Origin of the sequence: Streptomyces sp. B93, assembly GCF_018070565.1 — a bacterium.
Classification (GTDB): domain Bacteria; phylum Actinomycetota; class Actinomycetes; order Streptomycetales; family Streptomycetaceae; genus Streptomyces.
Genome location: NZ_JAGPXL010000020.1, coordinates 74573 through 95620, shown reverse-complemented (window position 1 = coordinate 95620; position 21048 = coordinate 74573). Strand labels below are relative to the sequence as shown.

Here is a 21048-nt window from a genome sequence, read left to right as displayed (position 1 = left end):
GCGAGGCCATCATGCAAGAAGCCATCATCCTGGTGGGCGGCAAGGGAACTCGCCTGCGCCCGCTGACCAACCACACCCCGAAGCCGCTGCTCGACGTCGCGGGGTCGTCCTTCATCCGGCACCAGATCGCCAAACTGATGGACGCCGGCGTCGAACACGTCGTCTTCGCCACCTCCTACCTGGCCAGCCTCTTCGAGGAGGAGTTCCAGGACTTCACCCAGGACCTGACGATCTCCTACGCCGTCGAGGAGGTGCCGCTGGGCACCGGCGGCGCCATCCGCAACGCCGCGCACCTGCTGCGCGGCACCTCGGCGGACGCGCCCGTCCTCATCCTCAACGGCGACATCCTCTCCGGCCTCGACCTGCGCGCCGTCCTGCGGCAGCACCGGGACCGGGACGCCGACGTCACCCTGCACCTCACCCGCGTCGCCGACCCGCGCGCCTTCGGCCTGGTGCCGACCGACGCGGACGACCGGGTGCTCTCCTTCCTGGAGAAGCCCAAGACGGCCGAGGAATGCGTCACCGACCAGATCAACGCGGGCTGCTACGTCTTCCGCCGCTCGGTCCTGGACTCCATCCCCACCGGCCGTGAGGTCTCCGTCGAACAGGAGACCTTCCCCCAACTCGTCGCCGCCGGACGACGCGTCTTCGGCCACACCACCGACGACTACTGGCGCGACCTCGGCACCCCGCTGGCGTTCGTCCACGGCTCCGCCGACCTGGTCACCGGCAAGGCCACCTCCCCGCTCGTGCCGGGTCCGGCCGAGGCGCTGATCCACCCCACGGCCACCGTCGACCCCACCGCCCACGTCACCGGCGGCTCCACGATCGGGCCGCACGCCGTCATCGGCGCCCGGACCGTCGTCGACCGCTCCATCGTCGGCGCGGGCGTCACGGTCGCGGAGGGCGCGCGGATCCACGACTCCGTGGTGGACCACGACTCCTCCATCGGCAGCGCCTCCGTCCTGCGGGAGGCGGTCGTGGGCTGTCACGCCCACGTCGGCGCGGAGAACGAACTCCCCGCCCAGCTGCGGCTGTCCTGCGGCATCCGCATCCCCGCCCAGGGAGTACGCATCAGCGGCACGGCCGCCGCCTGCGCGACGGTCCACTGACGTCGCCCACCCGCCCCACGGTCTGACCGACAGTCAGTTACTGGAGAAACATGTCCCGCCATCGCACAGGGGCCGAGACCGAGCGTCTTCGGAAGTACCGGCCCGACATCCAGGGCATGCGTGCCGTCGCCATCATGATGGTCGTCAGCATGCACTGCGGCATCCTCGACATCCACGGTGGCGTGGACGTGAGCTTCGTGCTGAGCGGCTTCCTCATCGGCGGCCAGCTCTTCGCGGAGATCGAGAAGACCGGCAAGGTGTCCCTGACCAAGTTCTGGGCTCGCCGCTTCCGTCGGCTGACGCCGCCCATGGCCGTCGTCATCGTCGGCACCGCCGCCCTCGCCTGGGTGTACGGCAGCCCCCTGAAGTTCCGCGACTTCATGGCCGACGGGCTCGCCGCCTCCCTCAGCTTCATGAACTGGCGCCTGGTCGAGACCGGCACCGACTACTTCGCCAACGACGGCTCCCAGTCCCCGTACCAGCACTTCTGGTCGCTGGCCATCGAGGAGCAGTTCTACGTCGTCGCCCCGCTGGTGCTGGTGGCGATGGTCTGGATCAGCCGGAAGATCTTCCGCAACCGCGCCCTGGTGGCCCTGTTCCTCATGGCCGTCATCGGCGGATCGTCCTACCTCGGCTGGGCCCAGACTGCCGAGAACCAGCCGCTGGCCTACTTCAGCACCCACACCCGGATCTGGGAGATCACCTGCGGCGTCCTGCTCGCCCTCGCCGCCCCCCTCGCCGCCCGGATGAACCGCGGGGTGGCCGCGGTCGTCTCCTGGCTCGGTCTCGGCACCGTGCTCGTCACCGCCATGCTCATCACCGAGCACACCCCGCTGCCGGGCTACGCGGTCGCCGGTCCGGTCATCGGCGCCGTCATGGTCATCGCCGGTGGCTGCGCCAACCCCCGCTTCGGCGCCGAGCGGCTCCTCGACAACCCCGTCCTCGACTTCGTCGGCAACGTCAGCTACGGCTGGTACCTGACCCACTGGCCGCTGCTGGTGCTCTGGCCGTCCATCACCGACCGGGAGTTCAGCTTCCAGGACCGGCTGCGGGTCGCCGTCCTGTCGTTCCTGGTGGCGGTCCTTCTGCACTATGTCGTCGAGCGCCGGTTCAAGAAGAACGTGCAGTGGGTGGCCCGCCCCTGGAAGGGCGTCTTCACCGGCGGGTTCACCACCGCGGGCACCGCCGGGGCGATGGTCCTGGCCACGATCATCCCGCTCAACCTGGCGACCTCCTCCGGCAGCACGCTCGGCGTCGGCTTCACCAGCCAGGCCTCGGTCGAGGAGGCCGTCCAGCGCACGAAGCTCTCCGCGACCGTGCAGGGCGCCCTCCAGGACGCCCCGAAGAGCCACTCGACGCACGGCTGCATCGACGACTTCGAGGTCACCACCTTCACCATGCGGGACGGCTGTGTCGCCGGTGACCCGGACGGCGCCAAGACCCTCGTCCTGATGGGCGACTCGCACGCCTGGCAGTGGAACGACGTCTACCACGAGATCGGCGAGGAACTCGGCGTACGGGTGGTGACCATCACCAAGGGCGGCTGCTCACCGCAGGTCTACCGGATCGTCAACCCCAACGTGAACCGCGCCTACACCGAGTGCGACACCTGGCGCGAGTCCGCCTTCGCCGAGCTGAAGAAGATCAAGCCGGATGTCCTCGTCATCGCCGACCGGGCCCGCCAGGAGGCCAACCGCACGGGCGCCAAGGCCGCGTTCGAGGTGTTCAAGGACACCGGCGCCCAGCTCGTCTACATGACGGACACCCCGCAGCCCGGCCGCAACGTCCCCGACTGCCTCGCCACGCACATGGACAACACCGCCCTGTGCAACCGCAAGCAGTGGCAGGCGCTCGAGTACACGGAGTTCCGCGCCATGGAGCGGGAGGTGGCCGAGGAGTACGGCGCCGAGATCATCGACACCACGCCCGCGTTCTGCGCGGTGGACGTCTGCCCGGCGGTCATCGGCGACCAGATCGTCTACTTCGACAACAGTCACATCACGTCGTCGTACTCCAAGACGCTGAAGCCGTTCCTCCAGCCCGCCCTGGAAGAGGTCCTGAACAAGGCATGACCGCGGCCGGGTCCGCCCCCTCGTCGGGAGGCGGACCCGGCCACGCTCACTGTCCCCGCACCCGCCGGGCCACCCGCTGCCGCTCCGCCAGCAGCTCGTCGGCCGGATACCCGACCTCCTCCAGACACAGCCCGTGCGGCCGGACCACGTGTACGGCGCTGTCCCGCACCCCCGCGTCCAGCACCTGCCGCGGCCACTCCACGCCCCGGTGCCCGTCGCCGACGAACAGCAGCGCGCCGACCATGGCACGCACCTGGTTGTGGCAGAAGGCGTCGGCACGCACCTCGATCTCGATGACACCGTCCGCGCCCCGGCGCACCCCGAAGTCGAGGATCTCCCGGATCGTGGTCGCGCCCTCCCGCTTCTTCGCGTACGCCGCGAAGTCGTGCTCCCCGATCAGGGACTTGGCCGCGGCGTCCATCACGGCGACGTCGAGCGGCCAGTCGTGCCACAGCACATGCCCCCGCAGCAGCGGATCGACGCCGCCCGGGTTGTCGGTGACCCGGTAGACATAGCGCCGCCAGACCGCCGCGAACCGCGCGTCGAAACCGCTCGGCGCCTCCCGCAGCGCCCACACGCGGACGTCCCTCGGCAGCCGCCCGGCGAGCCGCTTCAGCAGCTTCGCGCCCTGCTCCGCCCACACCTCGCGCGGCAGATCGACATGCGCCACCTGCCCCCGGGCGTGCACCCCGGCGTCCGTACGCCCGGCGACCGTCAGCTCGTACGTCGTCCCCCCGGACCGGGTCACGGTCCGCAACGCGTCCTCGACCTCCCCCTGCACGGTCCGCCGCCCCCCGGCCTGTTTGGCCCAGCCGGAGAAGTCGGTCCCGTCATAGGACAGGTCAAGACGGATACGAACATGATCGGCCTGTACTTCGTCACTCACAGGGGGAATCCTCTCAGGAACACGAGAGCGGGCCCGCTCCTCGAAAGGAACGGGCCCGCGAACGGCCTGGGCCGTCAGGACGCTCAGGCGTCCTTCGACTCCTCGGGAGTCTCGTCGGCCTTGGCCATGTCGACCTGGGCCTCGGAGGCCTCGGCGTCCTTGGCGGCACGCTTGGTGGCGGCCTCGGCCTCACCCGTGGCCTGCTGCGCGACCGTCAGCGCCTCGACCAGCTCGATGACGGCCATGGGCGCGTTGTCGCCACGGCGGTTACCGATCTTGGTGATACGGGTGTAGCCACCGGGGCGGTTCTCGTAGCGCGGGCCGATCTCGGTGAAGAGCGTGTGCACGATGCCCTTGTCCGTGATGACCTGGAGCACCTGGCGGCGGTTGTGAAGGTCACCCTTCTTCGCCTTGGTGATCAGACGCTCCGCGTACGGGCGCAGGCGGCGGGCCTTCGCCTCGGTGGTGGTGATCTTGCCGTGCTCGAAGAGCGACTTCGCGAGGTTCGCGAGCATCAGCTTCTCGTGCGCGGCGCTGCCGCCCAGACGGGCACCCTTGGTGGGCTTCGGCATGGTGTTTCTCCTAGGTGTCTGCCCCGGCCGTATCAGGTACCGGGGTCAGTATCTGAGCAGACGGTTGTCTGTCAGAGATCCGGGGTTTCTTCGAACCCCGGAAGGGACCGCGCCCCCAAAGGGGCGCGGAGAACTGCGCGACCAGCCACACGGGACCGGCACCCGAAAACCGATCAGTACTGCTCGGTCTCCACGAACCCGGCGTCCGCGTCGTCGTCCGCACCGAACGCGTCCGCCGCGGCGGTCGGGTCGAACCCGGGAGGCGAGTCCTTCAGCGCGAGGCCCATACCCGCGAGCTTCGCCTTGACCTCGTCGATGGACTTCGCACCGAAGTTGCGGATGTCCAGCAGGTCCGCCTCGGACCGCGCGACCAGCTCACCCACGGAGTGGATGCCCTCACGCTTGAGGCAGTTGTAGGAGCGGACGGTCAGCTCCAGCTCCTCGATCGGCAGCGCCAGGTCCGCGGCCAGGGCGGCGTCCGTCGGGGACGGACCCATGTCGATGCCCTCGGCGTCGATGTTCAGCTCACGGGCCAGACCGAACAGCTCGACCAGGGTCTTGCCGGCCGACGCCATGGCGTCACGGGGACGCATGGCCTGCTTGGTCTCGACGTCGACGATCAGCTTGTCGAAGTCGGTGCGCTGCTCGACACGCGTGGCCTCGACCTTGTACGTGACCTTGAGCACCGGCGAGTAGATCGAGTCGACCGGGATACGACCGATCTCCTGGCCGACCTGCTTGTTCTGCACGGCGGAGACATAGCCGCGACCGCGCTCGACGGTCAGCTCCATCTCCAGCTTGCCCTTGCCGTTGAGCGTGGCGAGGACGAGGTCGGGGTTGTGCACCTCGACACCGGCCGGGGGCGCGATGTCGGCGGCGGTGACCAGACCCGGGCCCTGCTTGCGCAGGTACATCACGACGGGCTCGTCGTGCTCCGAGGAGACGACCAGCTGCTTGATGTTGAGGATCAGGTCGGTGACGTCCTCCTTGACGCCCGGCACGGTGGTGAACTCGTGCAGGACGCCGTCGATGCGGATGCTGGTGACAGCAGCGCCGGGGATCGACGACAGGAGGGTACGGCGGAGGGAGTTGCCGAGGGTGTAGCCGAAGCCCGGCTCCAGCGGCTCGATCACGAACCGGGACCGGAACTCGTCGACGACCTCTTCGGTCAACGAGGGACGCTGAGCGATCAGCATGGTGCGTTCCTTCTGTCAGGGGCGCCCGCTATTTGACGCCCTGATGTGACAAGGGTACGGGCGGTACGCCCCGGAAGGCCGTACCGCCCGAATCCTCAAGACAACCGAGCCTCAGACGCGACGGCGCTTGGGCGGACGGCAGCCGTTGTGCGGGGTCGGGGTGACGTCCTGGATCGAGCCGACCTCGAGGCCGGTCGCCTGGAGCGAACGGATCGCGGTCTCACGACCGGAACCCGGACCCTTCACGAACACGTCGACCTTGCGCATGCCGTGCTCCTGGGCGCGGCGGGCAGCCGACTCGGCGGCCATCTGCGCGGCGAACGGCGTGGACTTCCGGGAGCCCTTGAAGCCGACGTGGCCGGCGGAGGCCCAGGAGATCACGTTGCCGGACGGGTCCGTGATGGAGACGATCGTGTTGTTGAACGTGCTCTTGATGTGCGCGTGGCCGTGAGCGACGTTCTTCTTTTCCTTGCGGCGCACCTTCTTGGCAGCGCCCTGACGACCCTTGGGGGGCATCTGTAACTCCTACGGGAGGTGGTCGGTCCTACAGCGAAGACCGCTGGACGGCGAAGTCGCTGTGGACTACTTCTTGCCCGGCTTCTTCTTACCGGCGATGGCGCGACGCGGGCCCTTGCGGGTGCGGGCGTTGGTGCTGGTGCGCTGACCGCGGACGGGCAGCCCGCGGCGGTGGCGGAGACCCTGGTAGCAGCCGATCTCGACCTTGCGGCGGATGTCGGCCTGGATCTCGCGACGGAGGTCACCCTCGGTCTTGATGTTGTTGTCGACGTACTCGCGGATCGCGACGAGCTGCTCCTCGGAGAGGTCGCGGACGCGGGTGTTCGGGTCGACGCCGGTGGCGGCCAGCGTCTGCTGCGAAAGGGTCCGGCCGATGCCGAACACATAGGTGAGGGCGACCTCCACGCGCTTTTCGCGCGGAATGTCAACACCGGAAACGCGTGCCATTCAATGGCTCCAGTTTTGTCTTTCGGAGGTCTTCCACAGAACCGTCTCCCGGCCCGCCGTACCAGGTACGAACCGGGTCCCCAGCCTCCGAACCGGGGGTGTCGAGCCAGTCGGCTCGGGTCCTGCGTATGAACATGTAACTCAGCTCGCGTCGCGCGAAACTCTGCGAAAGCAGAGGGAAGGTCCTGCGGTCAGCCCTGGCGCTGCTTGTGGCGCGGGTTCTCGCAGATGACCATGACCCGGCCGTGACGGCGGATCACCCTGCACTTGTCGCAGATCTTCTTGACGCTCGGCTTGACCTTCATGGGGTGAGGTTCTCCGGGTCAGTGCCATCACCCCGCTCTCAAGCGGGGCGCGGGCAAGATCTACTTGTACCGGTAGACGATCCGGCCACGCGTCAGGTCGTACGGAGACAGCTCCACCACGACCCGGTCGTCAGGGAGGATGCGGATGTAGTGCATACGCATCTTGCCGCTGATGTGTGCCAGGACCTGGTGGCCGTTCTGGAGCTCGACCTTGAACATGGCGTTCGGCAGAGACTCGACGACAGTGCCCTCGATCTCGATGGCACCTTGCTTCTTGGCCACGCTTCGCCCTTCGAATCGACTACCTTGATCGACTCTCTTCATCACCCCGAGAGGGGCGAGTGCGAGCGCATGCGGACATGCGGGTGCACAAGAGCCGACGAGTCAGTCTACGTCAGCGCACCCGGAAACACGAATCGAGCAATCCTGCCCCACGAGCGAGATCATCATGCAAGCGGGTCCGGCGCGGCCGTGATCCCGTACTCCGCGAGCTTCGCCTTGCCGCCGACCGATTCCCGACGCCGCTCTCGCGGGCGCTCGGCGCCGGGGGCGCCTCCCTGGCTTCGACCGGCTGCGCCGGCCTCCGACCGGCGGTCCTCCGTCCGGCGGTCACGCCTGCGCTGCCGTCAGGCCAACGGGTCCGGCGCCGCCGTGATCCCGTACTCCGCGAGCTTCGCCCTGCCGCCGTCGGGTGCCGTCAGCACCAGCGGTCCCTCCGGGGTCAGCGCGACGGAGTGCTCCCAGTGCGAGGACCATGTGCCGTCGGTGGTGATGACCGTCCAGTCGTCCGACAGGACCTCCGTCTTCGGGGTGCCCAGGGAGACCATCGGCTCGATGGCGAGGCAGATGCCGGGGACCAGCTTGGGGCCCTTGCCGCGCTTGCGCTCGACGTAGTTCAGCAGGTGCGGGTCCATGTGCATCTCGGAGCCGATGCCGTGGCCGCCGTAGTCCTCGACGATGCCGTACCGGCCGCCGCCGGGCTTCGGCTGACGGCGGATGTACGTCTCGATGGCGCGGGAGATGTCCACGAGCCGGTTGCCCTGCTTCATGGCCGCGATCCCGGCCCACATGGACTCCTCGGTCACCCGGGACAGCTCGATCAGCTCCGGGGAGTGACCGGAGCCGACGAAGGCGGTGTACGCCGCGTCCCCGTGCCAGCCGTCGATGATCGCCCCGGCGTCGACGGAGATCATGTCGCCGTCCTTGAGGACGACATCCTCGGAGGGGATGCCATGGACGACGACCTCGTTGACCGAGGTGCAGATCGTCGCCGGGAAGCCGCCGTAGCCGAGGAAGTTCGACTTGGCGCCGTGCTCGGCGAGGACCTTGCGGGCCACCTCGTCCAGGTCCTTCGTCGTGGCGCCGGGCACCGCCGCCTCACGGGTGGCCGCGTGGACGGCCGCGACGACCAGCCCCGCCGCACGCATCCTGGCGATCTGCTCGGGGGTCTTGATCTGCACCATGCGGGCCCTGCGCTCTCCGTCACTCACGTCAACCGGTTACGTACACAACAGTACGGCCGTGACGCCCCTCGGGGTGCCACGGCCGCTACCGCCTGACGACGGCTACTTGCCGTCGCCCTCACGCTTCAGAGCCTCCAGCGCCCGTCCCGTGACCTCGTCCACGGCTCCCACCGCGGAGATGGTGACGACCAGGCCCTGCGCCTTGTAGTAGTCGATGATCGGCTCGGTCTGCGTGTGGTAGACCTCCAGCCGCCTGCGGACCGTGTCCTCGGAGTCGTCGTCGCGCTGGTACAGCTCGCCGCCACAGGTGTCGCAGACGCCCTCCTGCTTCGGCGGGCTGTAGGTGACGTGGAAGACGTGGCTGGAGTCCTTGCGGCAGATCCGCCGCCCGGCGATCCGCTTGACGACCTCGCCCTCGGGGGCCTCCAGGTCCAGGACCGCGTCCAACTCCATGCCCTCGGCCGTCAGCAGTTCGTCCAGCGCCTCCGCCTGCGAGACGTTGCGCGGGAAACCGTCGAGCAGGAAGCCGTTCTCCGCGTCGGGCTGCTCCATCCGGTCCTTGGCCATCGCGATCGTGACCTCGTCCGGCACGAGGTTGCCCGCGTCCATGTAGGACTTGGCGAGCTTCCCCAGCTCCGTCTGCTGGCTGATGTTGGCGCGGAACAGGTCGCCCGTGGAGATGTGCGGGATCGACAGCTTCTCGGCAAGGCGTGTGGCTTGCGTACCCTTGCCCGCGCCCGGCGGCCCGACGAGGACGATTCGCATCAGCGGAGGAACCCTTCGTAATTGCGCTGCTGGAGCTGGCTCTCGATCTGCTTCACCGTCTCCAGACCCACACCCACGATGATCAGGATGCTGGTACCACCGAACGGGAAGTTCTGGTTTGCCCCGAAACCGACCAACGCCATTGTTGGAACGAGAGCGATCAGACCCAAGTACAGCGAACCCGGCCAGGTGATCCGGTTGAGTACGTAGCTCAGATACTCAGCGGTCGGTCGGCCAGCCCGGATGCCCGGGATGAAGCCACCATACTTCTTCATGTTGTCGGCGACTTCTTCGGGGTTGAAGGAGATCGCCACGTAGAAGAACGCGAAGAACACGATGAGCAAGAAGTACATACTGATGTAAATCGGGTGGTCCCCGGAGACCAGGTGTGACTCGATCCACGACTTCCAGCCCGAGTCACTGCTGGAGAACTGGGCGATCAGCGCCGGGATGTAGAGCAGCGACGAGGCGAAGATGACGGGAATCACACCCGCCTGGTTCACCTTGAGGGGGATGTACGTCGACGTACCGCCGTAGGAGCGACGGCCGATCATGCGCTTCGCGTACTGCACCGGGATGCGGCGCTGGGCCTGCTCGACGAAGACCACCAGGGCGACCATGACCAGGCCGACCGCGATGACGGTGCCGAACTCGATCCAGCCGTCGGCCAGCGAGCCCTGCTGCTTGATGGCCCACAGCGCGGACGGGAACGTCGCGGCGATCGAGATGAACATCAGGATCGACATGCCGTTGCCGATGCCGCGGTCGGTGATCAGCTCACCGAGCCACATGACGACGGCCGTACCGGCGGTCATCGTGATGACCATGGTGATGGTCACGAAGATCGAACGGTCCGGGACGATCTCCGACGCGACCGGGCACCCGCTGAACAGCGCACCGCTCCGCGCGGTGGCCACCAGGCCGGTGCCCTGGAGCACGGCGAGCGCCACCGTCAGGTAACGGGTGTACTGGGTGATCTTCGCCGTACCGGCCTGGCCCTCCTTCTTCAGGGCCTCGAGGCGCGGGATCACCACCGTCAGCAGCTGAAGGATGATGCTCGCGGTGATGTACGGCATGATGCCGAGCGCGAAGATCGTGATCTGGAGAAGCGCACCGCCGCTGAACATGTTGACCAGGCCGAAGAGACCCTGGTTGCCCTCGGCGACGTCGATACAGGTCTGGACGCTCCGGTAGTCGACACCAGGGATCGGGATATGCGTACCGATCCGGTACACGCCGATGATGCCGAGCGTGAAGAGCAGCTTCTTGCGCAGGTCGGGCGTCTTGAACGCCCGGGCGAACGCGGTGAGCACGGTGCCTCCTGCGACCCCCGCGCGTCTGCGTCAAGGGTGACGGTTTTGAAGGTCCAATGAAACAACGACTTAGGTAACGGCCAACCGCCGCCCAGAGTGCCCTTGTGAGGTACCCCGGTGAAAGTTGGCAGTGCAGGCCACCTTACCGGCGAGACTGCCACCCTTGGAACGACCAACCGGGGATACCCCATTTGTGGGGTATCCCCGGTCGGGATCGCTCAAGTCATCGAGACGCCCGTGGTGTTCAGACGAGCTCGGTGACGGTACCGCCGGCGGCGGTGATCTTCTCCTTGGCGGACCCGGAGACGGCGTCGACCGTCACCTGGAGCGCCACGGAGATCTCGCCCTGGCCGAGGACCTTGACGAGGCTGTTCTTGCGAACGGCACCCTTGGCCACCAGACCCTCGACGGTGACCTCGCCACCCTCGGGGTAGAGCGCGGCCAGCTTGTCGAGGTTCACGACCTGGTACTCGGTCTTGAACGGGTTCTTGAAGCCCTTCAGCTTCGGGAGGCGCATGTGGAGGGGCATCTGCCCACCCTCGAAGCGCTCCGGAACCTGGTAGCGGGCCTTGGTGCCCTTGGTACCACGACCGGCCGTCTTACCCTTCGACGCCTCACCACGACCGACACGGGTCTTGGCGGTCTTGGCGCCGGGGGCGGGACGGAGGTTGTGGATCTTCAGCGGGTTCTGCTCCGCCATGATCAGTCGACCTCCTCGACCGTCACGAGGTGGCGGACGGTGTGCACCATGCCGCGGAACTCGGGGCGGTCCTCCTTGACGACCTGCGTGTTGATGCCCTTGAGACCAAGGGAGCGCAGGGTGTCACGGTGGTTCTGCTTGCTGCCGATGTAGGACTTCACCTGCGTGATCTTGAGCTGCGCCATGATCACACACCCGCCCCGGCACGAGCACGGAGCAGAGCCGCGGGGGCCACGTCCTCCAGGGGCAGACCGCGGCGGGCCGCGATCTCCTCGGGACGCTGGAGGCCCTTCAGGGCCTCCACGGTCGCGTGCACGATGTTGATGGCGTTGTCGGAGCCGAGCGACTTCGACAGCACGTCGTGGATACCGGCGCACTCCAGCACGGCGCGCACCGGACCACCGGCGATAACGCCGGTACCGGGCGAGGCGGGCTTGAGCAGCACGACGCCGGCAGCCTTCTCACCCTGGATGGGGTGGGGGATGGTGCCCTGGATCCGGGGGACCTTGAAGAAGTGCTTCTTGGCCTCCTCAACGCCCTTGGCGATGGCGGCCGGCACCTCCTTGGCCTTGCCGTAACCGACACCCACGGTGCCGTCACCGTCGCCCACCACGACCAGCGCGGTGAAGCTGAAGCGACGACCACCCTTCACAACCTTGGCGACGCGGTTGATCGCGACGACGCGCTCAACGTACGCGGTCTTCTCGGCGGCAGCAGCGCCGCCGTCACGGCCCTTCCGGTCCCGCCGCTCGCCGCCACCGGCACCGCCACCGCGGCGCTGGGGTCCAGCCATTGGAATTACCTCTCTTCGTTTCCGCTAGCTACGGCAGGCTCAGAACTTGAGCCCGGCTTCGCGGGCGGCGTCCGCCAGGGCGGCGATGCGCCCGGCGTACTGGTTGCCACCACGGTCGAACACGACGGCCTCGACACCGGCGGCCTTGGCACGCTCGGCGACCAGGGCGCCGACCTTCTTGGCCTGCGAGGACTTGTCCTCGGCACCGCGGATCGACGCGTCCAGGGACGACGCCGACGCCAGGGTGTGACCCTTCAGGTCGTCGATCACCTGCGCCACGATGTGACGGTTGGAGCGGGTCACGACCAGACGGGGGCGCTCCGCCGTACCGTTGATCCGCTTGCGGATCCGGATGTGACGGCGCTTGATCGCGGCGCGCTTGTAGGCGTCGCCCTTGAGGATCTTCTGCCCGTATGCCATGGCTTACTTACCCGCCTTTCCGACCTTGCGGCGGATGACTTCGCCCTCGTACTTGACGCCCTTGGCCTTGTACGGGTCGGGCTTGCGCAGCTTGCGGATGTTGGCCGCGACCTCGCCGACCTTCTGCTTGTCGATGCCCTCGACCGAGAAACGGGTGGGGGCCTCGACCTTGAAGGTGATGCCCTCGGGGGCCTCGACCACGATCGGGTGGCTGTAGCCGAGGGAGAACTCCAGGTTCGAGCCCTTGGCGACAACGCGGTAACCGACACCGCTGATTTCGAGCTTCTTCACGTAACCCTGGGTCACGCCGGTGATCATGTTCGCCACCAGCGTGCGGGACAGGCCGTGCAGGGCCTTGTTCTGACGCTCGTCGTTGGGGCGGGTGACGTTCAGAACGCCGTCCTCACCCTTGGCGATCTCGATCGGCGCCGCGACGGTGTGGGTCAGCTGGCCCTTGGGGCCCTTGACCGAAACCGTCTGGCCGTCGATGGTGACGTCCACGCCGGCGGGAACCGCGATGGGGAGCTTGCCGATGCGCGACATAGCTGTTTCCTCCGTTCCCTTCCGCTACCAGACGTAGGCGAGGACTTCCCCACCCACGCCCTTCTTGCCGGCCTGCTTGTCGGTGAGGAGCCCGTGCGACGTGGAGATGATCGCCACGCCCAGGCCGCCGAGCACCTTCGGCAGGTTGGTGGACTTCGCGTACACCCGGAGACCGGGCTTGGAGATCCGCTTGATGCCCGCGATGGAGCGCTCACGGTTGGGGCCGAACTTCAGCTCCAGGACGAGGTTCTTGCCGACCTCCGCGTCCTCGACGCGCCAGCCCGTGATGAAGCCCTCCTGCTGCAGGATCTCCGCGATGTGAGACTTGATCTTGGACGCCGGCATCGTCACGGAGTCGTGGTACGCCGAGTTCGCGTTCCGCAGACGCGTCAGCATGTCTGCGATCGGATCAGTCATGGTCATGAATTGGCCTTCGGCCTCTCTCGCCGGGGTTTCCTGGTGCGCCATCCCTCTCCCCGATCCGAGACGGGACGGGTGCGGCGCGGTGGACCTACGGCGTAGTAAGTCGTACGGGCGGCGACAGACGCCCAACCCCACAAGCCTAAGGCATGCGAGGCGGGCGTCTGACCGCCCAGTTGCTTACCGAGAGCCTTGGGAATCCCGAACTACGGGACTACCAGGAGCTCTTGGTCACGCCCGGCAGCTCGCCACGGTGAGCCATCTCACGAAGGCACACGCGGCAAAGGCCGAACTTGCGGTACACGGAGTGCGGACGGCCGCAGCGCTGGCAGCGGGTGTACGCGCGCACACCGAACTTGGGCTTGCGAGCAGCCTTGGCAATCAGAGCCTTCTTCGCCATCTCGCTCACGCCTCCTTGAACGGGAAGCCGAGGTGACGAAGGAGCGCGCGGCCCTCAGCGTCGTTGGTCGCCGTGGTGACCACGGTGATGTCCATACCCCGGGTACGGTCGATCTTGTCCTGGTCGATCTCGTGGAACATGACCTGCTCGGTGAGACCGAAGGTGTAGTTGCCACGGCCGTCGAACTGCTTGGGGGACAGACCGCGGAAGTCGCGGATGCGCGGCAGCGCGAGCGACAGGGTGCGGTCCAGGAACTCCCACATGCGGTCGCCACGGAGCGTGACGTGGGCACCGATCGGCTGACCCTCACGCAGCTTGAACTGCGCGATGGACTTGCGGGCCTTGGTGACGGCCGGCTTCTGACCGGTGATCGTGGTGAGGTCGCGGATGGCGCCCTCGATCAGCTTGGAGTCGCGGGCGGCGTCGCCCACACCCATGTTGACCACGATCTTGACGAGGCCGGGAACCTGCATGACGTTCTCGTACTTGAACTCGTCACGCAGCTTGCCCGCGATCTCCTCGCGGTACTTCGTCTTCAGACGCGGAGTGGTGGTGGTAGCCATCAGATGTCCTCACCCGTCCGCTTGGCAACGCGGATCTTGTTGCCCTCTTCGTCGAAGCGGTAGCCGACACGCGTGACGACCTTCTTGCCGTCCTTCTCAACGACCAGCTGGACGTTGGAGACGTGGATCGGCGCCTCGGTCGTGACGATGCCGCCGGCCTGGGAACCGCGAGCGGTCGGACCGGCCTTGGTGTGCTTCTTGACCCGGTTGACACCCTCGACCAGGACGCGCTCGTCGCGCGGGTAAGCGGCAATGACCTTGCCCTGCTTGCCCTTGTCCTTGCCGGTGATGACCTGGACCAGGTCGCCCTTCTTGATCTTCATGCTTACAGCACCTCCGGCGCGAGCGAGATGATCTTCATGAACTTCTTCTCGCGCAGCTCACGGCCGACCGGGCCGAAGATACGGGTGCCGCGAGGGTCGCCGTCGTTCTTCAGAATGACGGCGGCGTTCTCGTCGAAGCGGATGTACGAGCCGTCCGGACGACGGCGCTCCTTGACGGTGCGAACGATGACCGCCTTGACGACGTCACCCTTCTTCACGTTGCCACCGGGGATCGCGTCCTTGACGGTGGCGACGATGACGTCACCGATGCCCGCGTAGCGGCGACCGGAGCCACCGAGCACACGGATGCAAAGGATCTCCTTCGCACCAGTGTTGTCGGCGACACGCAGTCGCGACTCCTGCTGGATCACGTCTATCTCCTGTTTGTCTGCCGGTTCCCCGGGCGGGTGTCACACGTGCGCACCCGCCCGGAGCCTGGCGGAACTGACCTGCGGGGTTTGCCCCGCAGGAATTACTTGGCCTTCTCGAGGATCTCGACGACGCGCCAGTGCTTGGAAGCGGACAGCTTGCGGGTCTCCATCAGGAGGACCCGGTCGCCGACGCCGGCAGCGTTCTGCTCGTCGTGCGCCTTGAGCTTGTTCGTACGGCGCAGGACCTTGCCGTACAGCGCGTGCTTCACGCGGTCCTCGACAGCGACGACGACGGTCTTGTCCATCTTGTCGCTGACGACGTAACCCTCACGGGTCTTGCGGGCGTTGCGCTCGGTCTTCGACTCAGTCACGTTGTTCTCGCTCATGCGTTCTCCACCGTTTCGATGCCCAGCTCGCGCTCGCGCATCAGGGTGTAGATCCGCGCGATGTCCTTACGGACGGCCTTCAGCCGGCCGTGGTTTTCGAGCTGACCCGTGGCCGCCTGGAAGCGGAGGTTGAACAGCTCTTCCTTGGCCTCGCGGAGCTTCGCCAGAAGCTCCTCGTTGCCCAGCTCGCGCAGCTCGGACGCCTTGGTACCGGCCGACATCACGCTTCACCTGCCTCGCGCTTGACGATCCGGCACTTCATCGGCAGCTTGTGGGCCGCACGCGTGAGCGCCTCACGGGCGATCTTCTCGTTGGGGTACGACAGCTCGAACATCACGCGTCCGGGCTTGACGTTGGCCACCCACCACTCCGGGGAACCCTTACCGGAACCCATGCGGGTCTCGGCGGGCTTCTTGGTGAGGGGGCGGTCCGGGTAGATGTTGATCCAGACCTTGCCGCCACGCTTGATGTGACGGGTCATGGCGATACGAGCCGCCTCGATCTGGCGGTTCGTGACGTACGCCGGGGTCAGCGCCTGGATGCCGTACTCGCCGAACGCAACCTGCGTACCACCCTTGGCAGCGCCGCTGCGCTTGGGGTGGTGCTGCTTGCGGTGCTTGACCCTACGGGGGATCAGCATGGGGTCAGCTCTCCTTTCCGGCAGCGCTCGGCTCGGCCGCGGCGGCGGCCGGGGCCTCCGCCTTGTTGGCCTCGGCAGCCGTGGCGGACTGCTGCGGCTTACGACCGCGCCGCTCGCCACCGCGGCCACCACGGGCCGGGCGGTCGGAGCCACCGCGGGCCGGGCGGTTACCCGCACGGGCAGCGGCGTTCTCGGCGCGGACCTCGGCGATGTTCTTGACGTCGCCCTTGTAGATCCAGACCTTCACACCGATGCGGCCGAAGGTCGTCTTGGCCTCGAAGAAGCCGTAGTCCACGTTCGCGCGGAGGGTGTGCAGGGGCACACGGCCCTCGCGGTAGAACTCCGAGCGGGACATCTCGGCGCCGCCGAGACGGCCACCGCACTGGATCTTGATGCCCTTGGCGCCCGCCTTCATCGCCGACTGCATGCTCTTGCGCATGGCGCGGCGGAAGGAGACGCGGGAGGACAGCTGCTCGGCGACGGCCTGGGCCACCAGCTGAGCGTCCGTCTCCGGGTTCTTGACCTCGAGGATGTTCAGCTGGACCTGCTTGCCGGTCAGCTTCTCCAGGTCACCGCGGATGCGGTCGGCCTCGGCGCCGCGGCGGCCGATGACGATGCCGGGACGCGCGGTGTGGATGTCGACGCGGACGCGGTCACGGGTGCGCTCGATCTCAACCTTCGAGATACCGGCGCGCTCCATGCCGGACGTCATCATCCGACGGATGGCGACGTCTTCCTTGACGTAGTCCTTGTACAGCTTGTCGGCGTACCAACGCGACTTGAAGTCGGTCGTGACACCGAGCCGGAACCCGTGCGGGTTTACCTTCTGGCCCATTACCGGGTTCCTTCCTTGCTGCTGACGACCACGGTGATGTGGCTGGTCCGCTTGCGGATCCGGTAGGCACGGCCCTGGGCGCGCGGCCGGAACCGCTTCAGGGTCGGGCCCTCGTCGACGTACGCCTCGGAGATGTAGAGGCTGTCGGCGTCGGTGTGGTCGTAGTTGTGCGCGGCGTTGGCGATGGCGCTGTCGAGCACCTTGCCGACGGGCACGGAGGCTGCCTGCGGAGCGAATCGCAGAACAGCCTGGGCCTCCGTGGCGTCCATGCCACGGATGAGGTCCACCACGCGGCGGGCCTTCATGGGCGTGACGCGGATGTACCGCGCCTGGGCCCTGGCTTCCATGGTTGTCCCTTCAGTTTCTTACGTGTCTGAATGCGATCCGCTGCTAGCGGCGCTTCGACTTCCGGTCGTCCTTGACGTGGCCCCGGAAGGTGCGCGTCGGCGAGAACTCGCCGAGCTTGTGGCCGACCATCGACTCGGTGACGAACACCGGGATGTGGGTCTTGCCGTTGTGCACCGCGAGCGTGTGGCCGAGCATGGCCGGCACGATCATGGAGCGACGGGACCAGGTCTTGATGACGTTCTTGGTGCCGGCTTCGTTCTGGGCTTCCACCTTCTTGATCAGGTGGTCGTCGACGAAGGGCCCCTTCTTGAGACTGCGCGGCATCTAAACCCGCTCCTAGCGCTTCTTGTTCGTCTTGCGGCGGCGGACGATGTACTTGTTCGACGCCTTCTTGGGCGAACGAGTACGGCCTTCCTTCTTGCCCCACGGGGACACGGGGTGGCGGCCACCGGAGGTCCGGCCCTCACCACCACCGTGCGGGTGGTCGACCGGGTTCATGACCACACCACGGACGGTCGGGCGAACGCCCAGCCACCGCTTGCGACCCGCCTTGCCCCAGTTGATGTTCGACTGCTCGGCGTTGCCGACCTCGCCGACCGTGGCGCGGCAGCGGACGTCGACCAGGCGGATCTCACCGGACGGCATGCGCAGGTGGGCCATGGAGCCCTCCTTCGCGAGCAGCTGCACCGAGGCGCCGGCGGAGCGGGCGAACTTGGCGCCGCCGCCCGGCCGCAGCTCGATGGCGTGCAGCGTGGTACCGACCGGGATGTTGCGCAGGGCGAGGTTGTTGCCCGGCTTGATGTCGGCCCCGGGACCGTTCTCGATGCGGTCGCCCTGCGACAGGCCGCGCGGCGCGAGGATGTAGCGCTTCTCGCCGTCGGCGTAGTGCAGCAGCGCGATGCGCGCGGTGCGGTTGGGGTCGTACTCGATGTGCGCGACCTTCGCCGGCACGCCGTCCTTGTCGTGACGACGGAAGTCGATCACGCGGTAGGCGCGCTTGTGGCCACCGCCCTGGTGGCGGACGGTCACACGACCGGAATTGTTACGGCCGCCCTTGCTGTGCAGGGGGCGAACCAGCGACTTCTCCGGCGTGGACCGCGTGACCTCGACGAAGTCGGCGACGCTGGCGCCACGACGGCCCGGCGTAGTCGGCTTGTACTTGCGGATTCCCATTTCTCAGTCCTCGTCCGATATCGGACGATCCGACCCGCTTACGCGGTCGGACCGCCGAAGATGTCGATACGGTCGCCCTCGGCGAGGGTCACGATCGCGCGCTTGGTGGCGGCACGCTGGCCGAAGCCCGTGCGGGTCCGCTTGCGCTTGCCCTGGCGGTTGATCGTGTTGACCCCGGTGACCTTGACCGAGAAGACCGCCTGCACGGCCTCCTTGATCTGGGTCTTGTTGGCCCGCGGGTCGACGATGAACGTGTACTTGTTGTCGTCGAGGAGCGCGTAGCTCTTCTCGGAGACGACCGGCTTCAGCAGCACGTCACGGGGGTCCGTGTACGACTTGCTCAGCGGGGTCTCGACGGTGTTCTTGCCCTCGGTGGCCTGGCGGCGTGCCTTGGCGACGCGCGCGGCCTTGGCGGCCTTGGCGGCCTTCGAGGCGATGGAGGGGTGACGGATGGCCATCAGACCTCGCTCCCTTCGGTGTCATTGGCGGCCTTCGGGCCGGACACGAAGGACTCGAAAGCGGCCTGGGTGAAGACCACGTCGTCCGAGACGAGAACGTCGTACGTGTTCAGCTGGCCCGGCTCCAGGATGTGGACCTGGGGCAGGTTGCGGGCGGACAGCCACGCGGCCTCGTCGGAGCGCTCGACGACCAGGAGCAGGTTCTTGCGCTCGCTGATCTTGCCGAACAGGCTCTTGGCGGCCTTCGTGGAGGGGGTCTCGCCCTCGATCACGCCGGAGACGACGTGAATGCGGTTGTGACGCGCCCGGTCGGTGAGGGCGTGCCGCAGGGCGGCGGCCTTCATCTTCTTCGGGGTGCGCTGCGAGTAGTCACGCGGCACGGGACCGTGCACGACGCCACCACCGGCGAACTGCGGCGCGCGGGTCGAGCCCTGACGGGCGCGGCCGGTGCCCTTCTGGCGGTACGGCTTCTTGCCACCGCCGCGGACCTCGCCACGCGTCTTCGTCTTGTGGGTGCCCTGGCGGGCGGCGGCCAGCTGCGCGACGACGACCTGGTGGATCAGCGGGACGCTGACCTTCTCGACGTCGAAGATCTCCGCGGGGAGCTCGACGGTACCGGCCTTGTCGCCCGCCGGCGAAAGGATGTCAACAGTGCTCATCGGTTACCTCAGGCCCCCTTGGCCGCGGTGCGGACCAGGACGAGGCCGCCGTTCGGACCGGGAACCGCGCCCTTGATGAGCAGCAGACCCTTCTCCGCGTCAACGGCGTGGACGGTCAGGTTCTGGGTGGTGACCCGCTCGTTGCCCATGCGACCCGCCATGCGGAGGCCCTTGAACACACGGCCCGGGGTGGCGCAGCCACCGATGGAGCCGGGAGAGCGGTGCTTGCGCTGGGTACCGTGTCCGGCGCCGAGACCACGGAAGTTGTGGCGCTTCATGACACCGGCGAAGCCCTTGCCCTTGCTCTTGCCGGTCACGTCGACCTTGACACCGGCCTCGAAGACCTCGGCGGTGACTTCCTGGCCGAGGGTGTACTCGGACGCGTCCGAGGTACGGATCTCGACGAGGTGACGGCGCGGGGTGACGTCGGCCTTGGCGAAGTGGCCCTTGAGGGGCTTGTTCACCTTGCGCGGGTCGATCTCGCCGAAGGCGAGCTGGACGGACTCGTAGCCGTCGACGTCGTTGGTACGGACCTGGGTGACGACATTGGGCCCGGCCTTGACGACGGTGACCGGAACAACGCGGTTGTTCTCGTCCCACACCTGCGTCATACCGAGCTTCTCGCCCAGGATGCCCTTGATCTGCTTAGCCATTCTCAGCCCACCAGCCTCAGAGCTTGATCTCGATGTCGACACCGGCCGGGAGGTCGAGTCGCATCAGAGAGTCAACGGTCTTGGGGGTCGGGTCGAGGATGTCGATCAGGCGCTTGTGCGTGCGCATCTCGAAGTGCTCGCGCGAGTCCTTGTACTTGTGCGGCGACTTGATGACGCAGTACACGTTCTTCTCAGTGGGCAGCGGCACCGGGCCCGCGACCGACGCACCAGTACGGGTCACCGTCTCGACGATCTTCTTCGCCGAGGAGTCGATGACCTCGTGGTCGTAGGCCTTGAGCCGGATGCGGATCTTCTGTCCCGCCATGGCTACTCAGTAGTCCTGTCTCTCGTAACGCTCTGGAACCCGGTTTCTCCGACCCACGCGGTCGGGCGTGTCGCGCTGCCGCTGACATGAATGTCCCTTGTTCGAACATCCCTGCTGGGGTAGCACGGCCCTTGACGAACCGCTGGACCGGGGGCAAAAGCCCACCGGGCGCCTGGCCGGTGCCGCGCCCACGCTTCCCGGAAGATTCCCGTACGTCCGCCCCATTGCTGCCTTACGGCAGTTGGAACGACGAGTACTGTGGGACTCGCTTCCGGTCCTCCCGGCGGGAGGCGCGCAGCATCAACACTCGACCGAGCAACTCGGACAGTCTGCCATACGGGGCAAGGGCGACGCCAATCGAGCCGGAGAGAATACCCCGGACGTGACGTGG

At 67.2% G+C, this 21048-nt stretch carries 33 protein-coding genes; 2 read left to right on the top strand and 31 right to left on the bottom strand.

The window, feature by feature from the left end:
• Positions 1 to 11: 11 nt before the first annotated feature.
• Positions 12 to 1112, top strand: a complete 1101-nt coding sequence (locus KBY47_RS20670) for an NDP-sugar synthase (protein ID WP_210922753.1) — start codon at positions 12 to 14, stop codon at positions 1110 to 1112.
• 50 nt (positions 1113 to 1162) lie between these two features.
• Positions 1163 to 3184: an acyltransferase family protein gene (locus KBY47_RS20665; protein ID WP_210922751.1), complete on the top strand. Its 2022-nt coding sequence runs from the start codon at positions 1163 to 1165 to the stop codon at positions 3182 to 3184.
• 46 nt (positions 3185 to 3230) lie between these two features.
• Here KBY47_RS20665 and truA read toward each other — a convergent pair whose 3' ends face one another.
• From truA to rpsJ, 31 genes are all read right to left on the bottom strand, one after another.
• The gene (truA, locus tag KBY47_RS20660) at positions 3231 to 4070 is read right to left on the bottom strand and encodes a tRNA pseudouridine(38-40) synthase TruA (RefSeq protein WP_210922749.1); all 840 of its coding nucleotides are present in this window, start codon (positions 4068 to 4070) and stop codon (positions 3231 to 3233) included.
• 83 nt (positions 4071 to 4153) lie between these two features.
• Positions 4154 to 4642: a 50S ribosomal protein L17 gene (gene rplQ, locus KBY47_RS20655; protein ID WP_210922747.1), complete on the bottom strand. Its 489-nt coding sequence runs from the start codon at positions 4640 to 4642 to the stop codon at positions 4154 to 4156.
• Between the two features lie 173 nt (positions 4643 to 4815).
• The gene (locus KBY47_RS20650) at positions 4816 to 5838 is read right to left on the bottom strand and encodes a DNA-directed RNA polymerase subunit alpha (RefSeq protein ID WP_003966937.1); all 1023 of its coding nucleotides are present in this window, start codon (positions 5836 to 5838) and stop codon (positions 4816 to 4818) included.
• 111 nt (positions 5839 to 5949) lie between these two features.
• Complete coding sequence (gene rpsK / locus KBY47_RS20645; protein ID WP_003956432.1) at positions 5950 to 6354, bottom strand: 30S ribosomal protein S11; 405 nt, start codon at positions 6352 to 6354, stop codon at positions 5950 to 5952.
• 66 nt (positions 6355 to 6420) lie between these two features.
• Positions 6421 to 6801 carry a 30S ribosomal protein S13 gene (gene rpsM, locus KBY47_RS20640; RefSeq protein ID WP_037858429.1) on the bottom strand — a complete coding sequence of 127 codons (381 nt, stop codon included), beginning with the start codon at positions 6799 to 6801 and terminating at the stop codon, positions 6421 to 6423.
• Between the two features lie 191 nt (positions 6802 to 6992).
• Entirely contained in the window at positions 6993 to 7106 is a 114-nt protein-coding gene (gene rpmJ / locus KBY47_RS20635; protein ID WP_003998809.1) for a 50S ribosomal protein L36, read from the bottom strand.
• A gap of 60 nt (positions 7107 to 7166) precedes the next feature.
• Entirely contained in the window at positions 7167 to 7388 is a 222-nt protein-coding gene (gene infA, locus KBY47_RS20630; RefSeq protein WP_003948620.1) for a translation initiation factor IF-1, read from the bottom strand.
• A gap of 344 nt (positions 7389 to 7732) precedes the next feature.
• Positions 7733 to 8569 (bottom strand): type I methionyl aminopeptidase, encoded by an 837-nt coding sequence (gene map, locus KBY47_RS20625; protein ID WP_210922791.1) that lies wholly within the window; start codon positions 8567 to 8569, stop codon positions 7733 to 7735.
• Between the two features lie 102 nt (positions 8570 to 8671).
• On the bottom strand, positions 8672 to 9334 hold the full coding sequence (locus KBY47_RS20620) for an adenylate kinase (protein ID WP_210922745.1): 663 nt from the start codon (positions 9332 to 9334) through the stop codon (positions 8672 to 8674).
• The gene (secY, locus tag KBY47_RS20615; RefSeq protein ID WP_210922743.1) at positions 9334 to 10647 is read right to left on the bottom strand and encodes a preprotein translocase subunit SecY; all 1314 of its coding nucleotides are present in this window, start codon (positions 10645 to 10647) and stop codon (positions 9334 to 9336) included. The genes KBY47_RS20620 and secY overlap by 1 nt, the downstream gene beginning before the upstream one ends.
• A 244-nt stretch (positions 10648 to 10891) precedes the next feature.
• On the bottom strand, positions 10892 to 11347 hold the full coding sequence (gene rplO / locus KBY47_RS20610; RefSeq protein ID WP_014674382.1) for a 50S ribosomal protein L15: 456 nt from the start codon (positions 11345 to 11347) through the stop codon (positions 10892 to 10894).
• A 2-nt stretch (positions 11348 to 11349) separates the two neighbouring features.
• Positions 11350 to 11532 carry a 50S ribosomal protein L30 gene (gene rpmD / locus KBY47_RS20605; protein ID WP_003974250.1) on the bottom strand — a complete coding sequence of 61 codons (183 nt, stop codon included), beginning with the start codon at positions 11530 to 11532 and terminating at the stop codon, positions 11350 to 11352.
• 2 nt (positions 11533 to 11534) lie between these two features.
• On the bottom strand, positions 11535 to 12140 hold the full coding sequence (rpsE, locus tag KBY47_RS20600) for a 30S ribosomal protein S5 (protein ID WP_004984517.1): 606 nt from the start codon (positions 12138 to 12140) through the stop codon (positions 11535 to 11537).
• Positions 12141 to 12179: 39 nt separating this feature from the next.
• Entirely contained in the window at positions 12180 to 12560 is a 381-nt protein-coding gene (gene rplR / locus KBY47_RS20595) for a 50S ribosomal protein L18 (RefSeq protein WP_019753098.1), read from the bottom strand.
• A 3-nt stretch (positions 12561 to 12563) separates the two neighbouring features.
• Positions 12564 to 13103, bottom strand: coding sequence for a 50S ribosomal protein L6 (gene rplF, locus KBY47_RS20590; protein ID WP_210922741.1), 540 nt, complete (start codon positions 13101 to 13103; stop codon positions 12564 to 12566).
• A gap of 24 nt (positions 13104 to 13127) precedes the next feature.
• Entirely contained in the window at positions 13128 to 13526 is a 399-nt protein-coding gene (gene rpsH / locus KBY47_RS20585; protein ID WP_030046382.1) for a 30S ribosomal protein S8, read from the bottom strand.
• Positions 13527 to 13737: 211 nt separating this feature from the next.
• Positions 13738 to 13923 carry a type Z 30S ribosomal protein S14 gene (locus tag KBY47_RS20580; RefSeq protein WP_003956452.1) on the bottom strand — a complete coding sequence of 62 codons (186 nt, stop codon included), beginning with the start codon at positions 13921 to 13923 and terminating at the stop codon, positions 13738 to 13740.
• Between the two features lie 5 nt (positions 13924 to 13928).
• Positions 13929 to 14486: a 50S ribosomal protein L5 gene (gene rplE / locus KBY47_RS20575; RefSeq protein ID WP_015658460.1), complete on the bottom strand. Its 558-nt coding sequence runs from the start codon at positions 14484 to 14486 to the stop codon at positions 13929 to 13931.
• Complete coding sequence (rplX, locus tag KBY47_RS20570) at positions 14486 to 14809, bottom strand: 50S ribosomal protein L24 (protein ID WP_129799271.1); 324 nt, start codon at positions 14807 to 14809, stop codon at positions 14486 to 14488. The genes rplE and rplX overlap by 1 nt, the downstream gene beginning before the upstream one ends.
• A 2-nt stretch (positions 14810 to 14811) precedes the next feature.
• On the bottom strand, positions 14812 to 15180 hold the full coding sequence (gene rplN / locus KBY47_RS20565) for a 50S ribosomal protein L14 (protein ID WP_003998823.1): 369 nt from the start codon (positions 15178 to 15180) through the stop codon (positions 14812 to 14814).
• A gap of 101 nt (positions 15181 to 15281) precedes the next feature.
• Positions 15282 to 15566, bottom strand: a complete 285-nt coding sequence (gene rpsQ, locus KBY47_RS20560; RefSeq protein WP_210922739.1) for a 30S ribosomal protein S17 — start codon at positions 15564 to 15566, stop codon at positions 15282 to 15284.
• The gene (gene rpmC, locus KBY47_RS20555) at positions 15563 to 15787 is read right to left on the bottom strand and encodes a 50S ribosomal protein L29 (RefSeq protein ID WP_007494763.1); all 225 of its coding nucleotides are present in this window, start codon (positions 15785 to 15787) and stop codon (positions 15563 to 15565) included. Before rpmC ends, rpsQ begins: the two co-directional genes overlap by 4 nt.
• Positions 15787 to 16206 carry a 50S ribosomal protein L16 gene (gene rplP / locus KBY47_RS20550; RefSeq protein ID WP_210922737.1) on the bottom strand — a complete coding sequence of 140 codons (420 nt, stop codon included), beginning with the start codon at positions 16204 to 16206 and terminating at the stop codon, positions 15787 to 15789. Before rplP ends, rpmC begins: the two co-directional genes overlap by 1 nt.
• 4 nt (positions 16207 to 16210) lie before the next feature.
• Positions 16211 to 17041, bottom strand: a complete 831-nt coding sequence (gene rpsC / locus KBY47_RS20545; RefSeq protein ID WP_210922735.1) for a 30S ribosomal protein S3 — start codon at positions 17039 to 17041, stop codon at positions 16211 to 16213.
• Positions 17041 to 17388: a 50S ribosomal protein L22 gene (rplV, locus tag KBY47_RS20540; RefSeq protein ID WP_019329637.1), complete on the bottom strand. Its 348-nt coding sequence runs from the start codon at positions 17386 to 17388 to the stop codon at positions 17041 to 17043. The genes rpsC and rplV overlap by 1 nt, the downstream gene beginning before the upstream one ends.
• Positions 17389 to 17431: 43 nt before the next feature.
• Positions 17432 to 17713: a 30S ribosomal protein S19 gene (rpsS, locus tag KBY47_RS20535; RefSeq protein ID WP_019753092.1), complete on the bottom strand. Its 282-nt coding sequence runs from the start codon at positions 17711 to 17713 to the stop codon at positions 17432 to 17434.
• Between the two features lie 12 nt (positions 17714 to 17725).
• On the bottom strand, positions 17726 to 18562 hold the full coding sequence (gene rplB / locus KBY47_RS20530; protein WP_210922733.1) for a 50S ribosomal protein L2: 837 nt from the start codon (positions 18560 to 18562) through the stop codon (positions 17726 to 17728).
• Between the two features lie 38 nt (positions 18563 to 18600).
• Positions 18601 to 19020, bottom strand: coding sequence for a 50S ribosomal protein L23 (rplW, locus tag KBY47_RS20525; protein WP_210922731.1), 420 nt, complete (start codon positions 19018 to 19020; stop codon positions 18601 to 18603).
• On the bottom strand, positions 19020 to 19679 hold the full coding sequence (rplD, locus tag KBY47_RS20520) for a 50S ribosomal protein L4 (protein ID WP_210922729.1): 660 nt from the start codon (positions 19677 to 19679) through the stop codon (positions 19020 to 19022). The genes rplW and rplD overlap by 1 nt, the downstream gene beginning before the upstream one ends.
• An 8-nt stretch (positions 19680 to 19687) precedes the next feature.
• Positions 19688 to 20332, bottom strand: a complete 645-nt coding sequence (rplC, locus tag KBY47_RS20515) for a 50S ribosomal protein L3 (RefSeq protein ID WP_210922727.1) — start codon at positions 20330 to 20332, stop codon at positions 19688 to 19690.
• 16 nt (positions 20333 to 20348) lie between these two features.
• A complete protein-coding gene (gene rpsJ / locus KBY47_RS20510; RefSeq protein WP_003948644.1) occupies positions 20349 to 20657 on the bottom strand; it encodes a 30S ribosomal protein S10 in 309 nt (102 codons plus the stop codon).
• Between the last annotated feature and the right edge of the window lie 391 nt (positions 20658 to 21048).

Excerpts from the sequence above, each read along its gene's own strand:
- map (WP_210922791.1), bottom strand. The coding sequence starts at position 8,569 with ATGGTGCAGATCAAGACCCCCGAGCAGATCGCCAGGATGCGTGCGGCG.
- KBY47_RS20580 (WP_003956452.1), bottom strand. The coding sequence starts at position 13,923 with ATGGCGAAGAAGGCTCTGATTGCCAAGGCTGCTCGCAAGCCCAAGTTC.
- KBY47_RS20650 (WP_003966937.1), bottom strand. The coding sequence starts at position 5,838 with ATGCTGATCGCTCAGCGTCCCTCGTTGACCGAAGAGGTCGTCGACGAG.
- rplD (WP_210922729.1), bottom strand. The coding sequence starts at position 19,679 with ATGAGCACTGTTGACATCCTTTCGCCGGCGGGCGACAAGGCCGGTACC.
- rpsE (WP_004984517.1), bottom strand. The coding sequence starts at position 12,140 with ATGGCTGGACCCCAGCGCCGCGGTGGCGGTGCCGGTGGCGGCGAGCGG.
- rplF (WP_210922741.1), bottom strand. The coding sequence starts at position 13,103 with ATGTCGCGCATCGGCAAGCTCCCCATCGCGGTTCCCGCCGGCGTGGAC.
- rplC (WP_210922727.1), bottom strand. The coding sequence starts at position 20,332 with ATGGCTAAGCAGATCAAGGGCATCCTGGGCGAGAAGCTCGGTATGACG.
- rpsJ (WP_003948644.1), bottom strand. The coding sequence starts at position 20,657 with ATGGCGGGACAGAAGATCCGCATCCGGCTCAAGGCCTACGACCACGAG.
- rplB (WP_210922733.1), bottom strand. The coding sequence starts at position 18,562 with ATGGGAATCCGCAAGTACAAGCCGACTACGCCGGGCCGTCGTGGCGCC.
- KBY47_RS20665 (WP_210922751.1), top strand. The coding sequence starts at position 1,163 with ATGTCCCGCCATCGCACAGGGGCCGAGACCGAGCGTCTTCGGAAGTAC.
- rplR (WP_019753098.1), bottom strand. The coding sequence starts at position 12,560 with ATGGCATACGGGCAGAAGATCCTCAAGGGCGACGCCTACAAGCGCGCC.
- rplE (WP_015658460.1), bottom strand. The coding sequence starts at position 14,486 with ATGGCTACCACCACCACTCCGCGTCTGAAGACGAAGTACCGCGAGGAG.
- rpmD (WP_003974250.1), bottom strand. The coding sequence starts at position 11,532 with ATGGCGCAGCTCAAGATCACGCAGGTGAAGTCCTACATCGGCAGCAAG.
- rpmC (WP_007494763.1), bottom strand. The coding sequence starts at position 15,787 with ATGTCGGCCGGTACCAAGGCGTCCGAGCTGCGCGAGCTGGGCAACGAG.
- rpsM (WP_037858429.1), bottom strand. The coding sequence starts at position 6,801 with ATGGCACGCGTTTCCGGTGTTGACATTCCGCGCGAAAAGCGCGTGGAG.
- rpsK (WP_003956432.1), bottom strand. The coding sequence starts at position 6,354 with ATGCCCCCCAAGGGTCGTCAGGGCGCTGCCAAGAAGGTGCGCCGCAAG.
- KBY47_RS20670 (WP_210922753.1), top strand. The coding sequence starts at position 12 with ATGCAAGAAGCCATCATCCTGGTGGGCGGCAAGGGAACTCGCCTGCGC.
- rpsS (WP_019753092.1), bottom strand. The coding sequence starts at position 17,713 with ATGCCGCGCAGTCTCAAGAAGGGGCCCTTCGTCGACGACCACCTGATC.
- KBY47_RS20620 (WP_210922745.1), bottom strand. The coding sequence starts at position 9,334 with ATGCGAATCGTCCTCGTCGGGCCGCCGGGCGCGGGCAAGGGTACGCAA.
- rplQ (WP_210922747.1), bottom strand. The coding sequence starts at position 4,642 with ATGCCGAAGCCCACCAAGGGTGCCCGTCTGGGCGGCAGCGCCGCGCAC.
- rpsQ (WP_210922739.1), bottom strand. The coding sequence starts at position 15,566 with ATGAGCGAGAACAACGTGACTGAGTCGAAGACCGAGCGCAACGCCCGC.
- rplO (WP_014674382.1), bottom strand. The coding sequence starts at position 11,347 with ATGGCGGAGCAGAACCCGCTGAAGATCCACAACCTCCGTCCCGCCCCC.
- rplX (WP_129799271.1), bottom strand. The coding sequence starts at position 14,809 with ATGAAGATCAAGAAGGGCGACCTGGTCCAGGTCATCACCGGCAAGGAC.
- rplW (WP_210922731.1), bottom strand. The coding sequence starts at position 19,020 with ATGGCCATCCGTCACCCCTCCATCGCCTCGAAGGCCGCCAAGGCCGCC.
- rpmJ (WP_003998809.1), bottom strand. The coding sequence starts at position 7,106 with ATGAAGGTCAAGCCGAGCGTCAAGAAGATCTGCGACAAGTGCAGGGTG.
- rpsH (WP_030046382.1), bottom strand. The coding sequence starts at position 13,526 with ATGACCATGACTGATCCGATCGCAGACATGCTGACGCGTCTGCGGAAC.
- rpsC (WP_210922735.1), bottom strand. The coding sequence starts at position 17,041 with ATGGGCCAGAAGGTAAACCCGCACGGGTTCCGGCTCGGTGTCACGACC.
- rplP (WP_210922737.1), bottom strand. The coding sequence starts at position 16,206 with ATGCTGATCCCCCGTAGGGTCAAGCACCGCAAGCAGCACCACCCCAAG.
- rplV (WP_019329637.1), bottom strand. The coding sequence starts at position 17,388 with ATGGAAGCCAGGGCCCAGGCGCGGTACATCCGCGTCACGCCCATGAAG.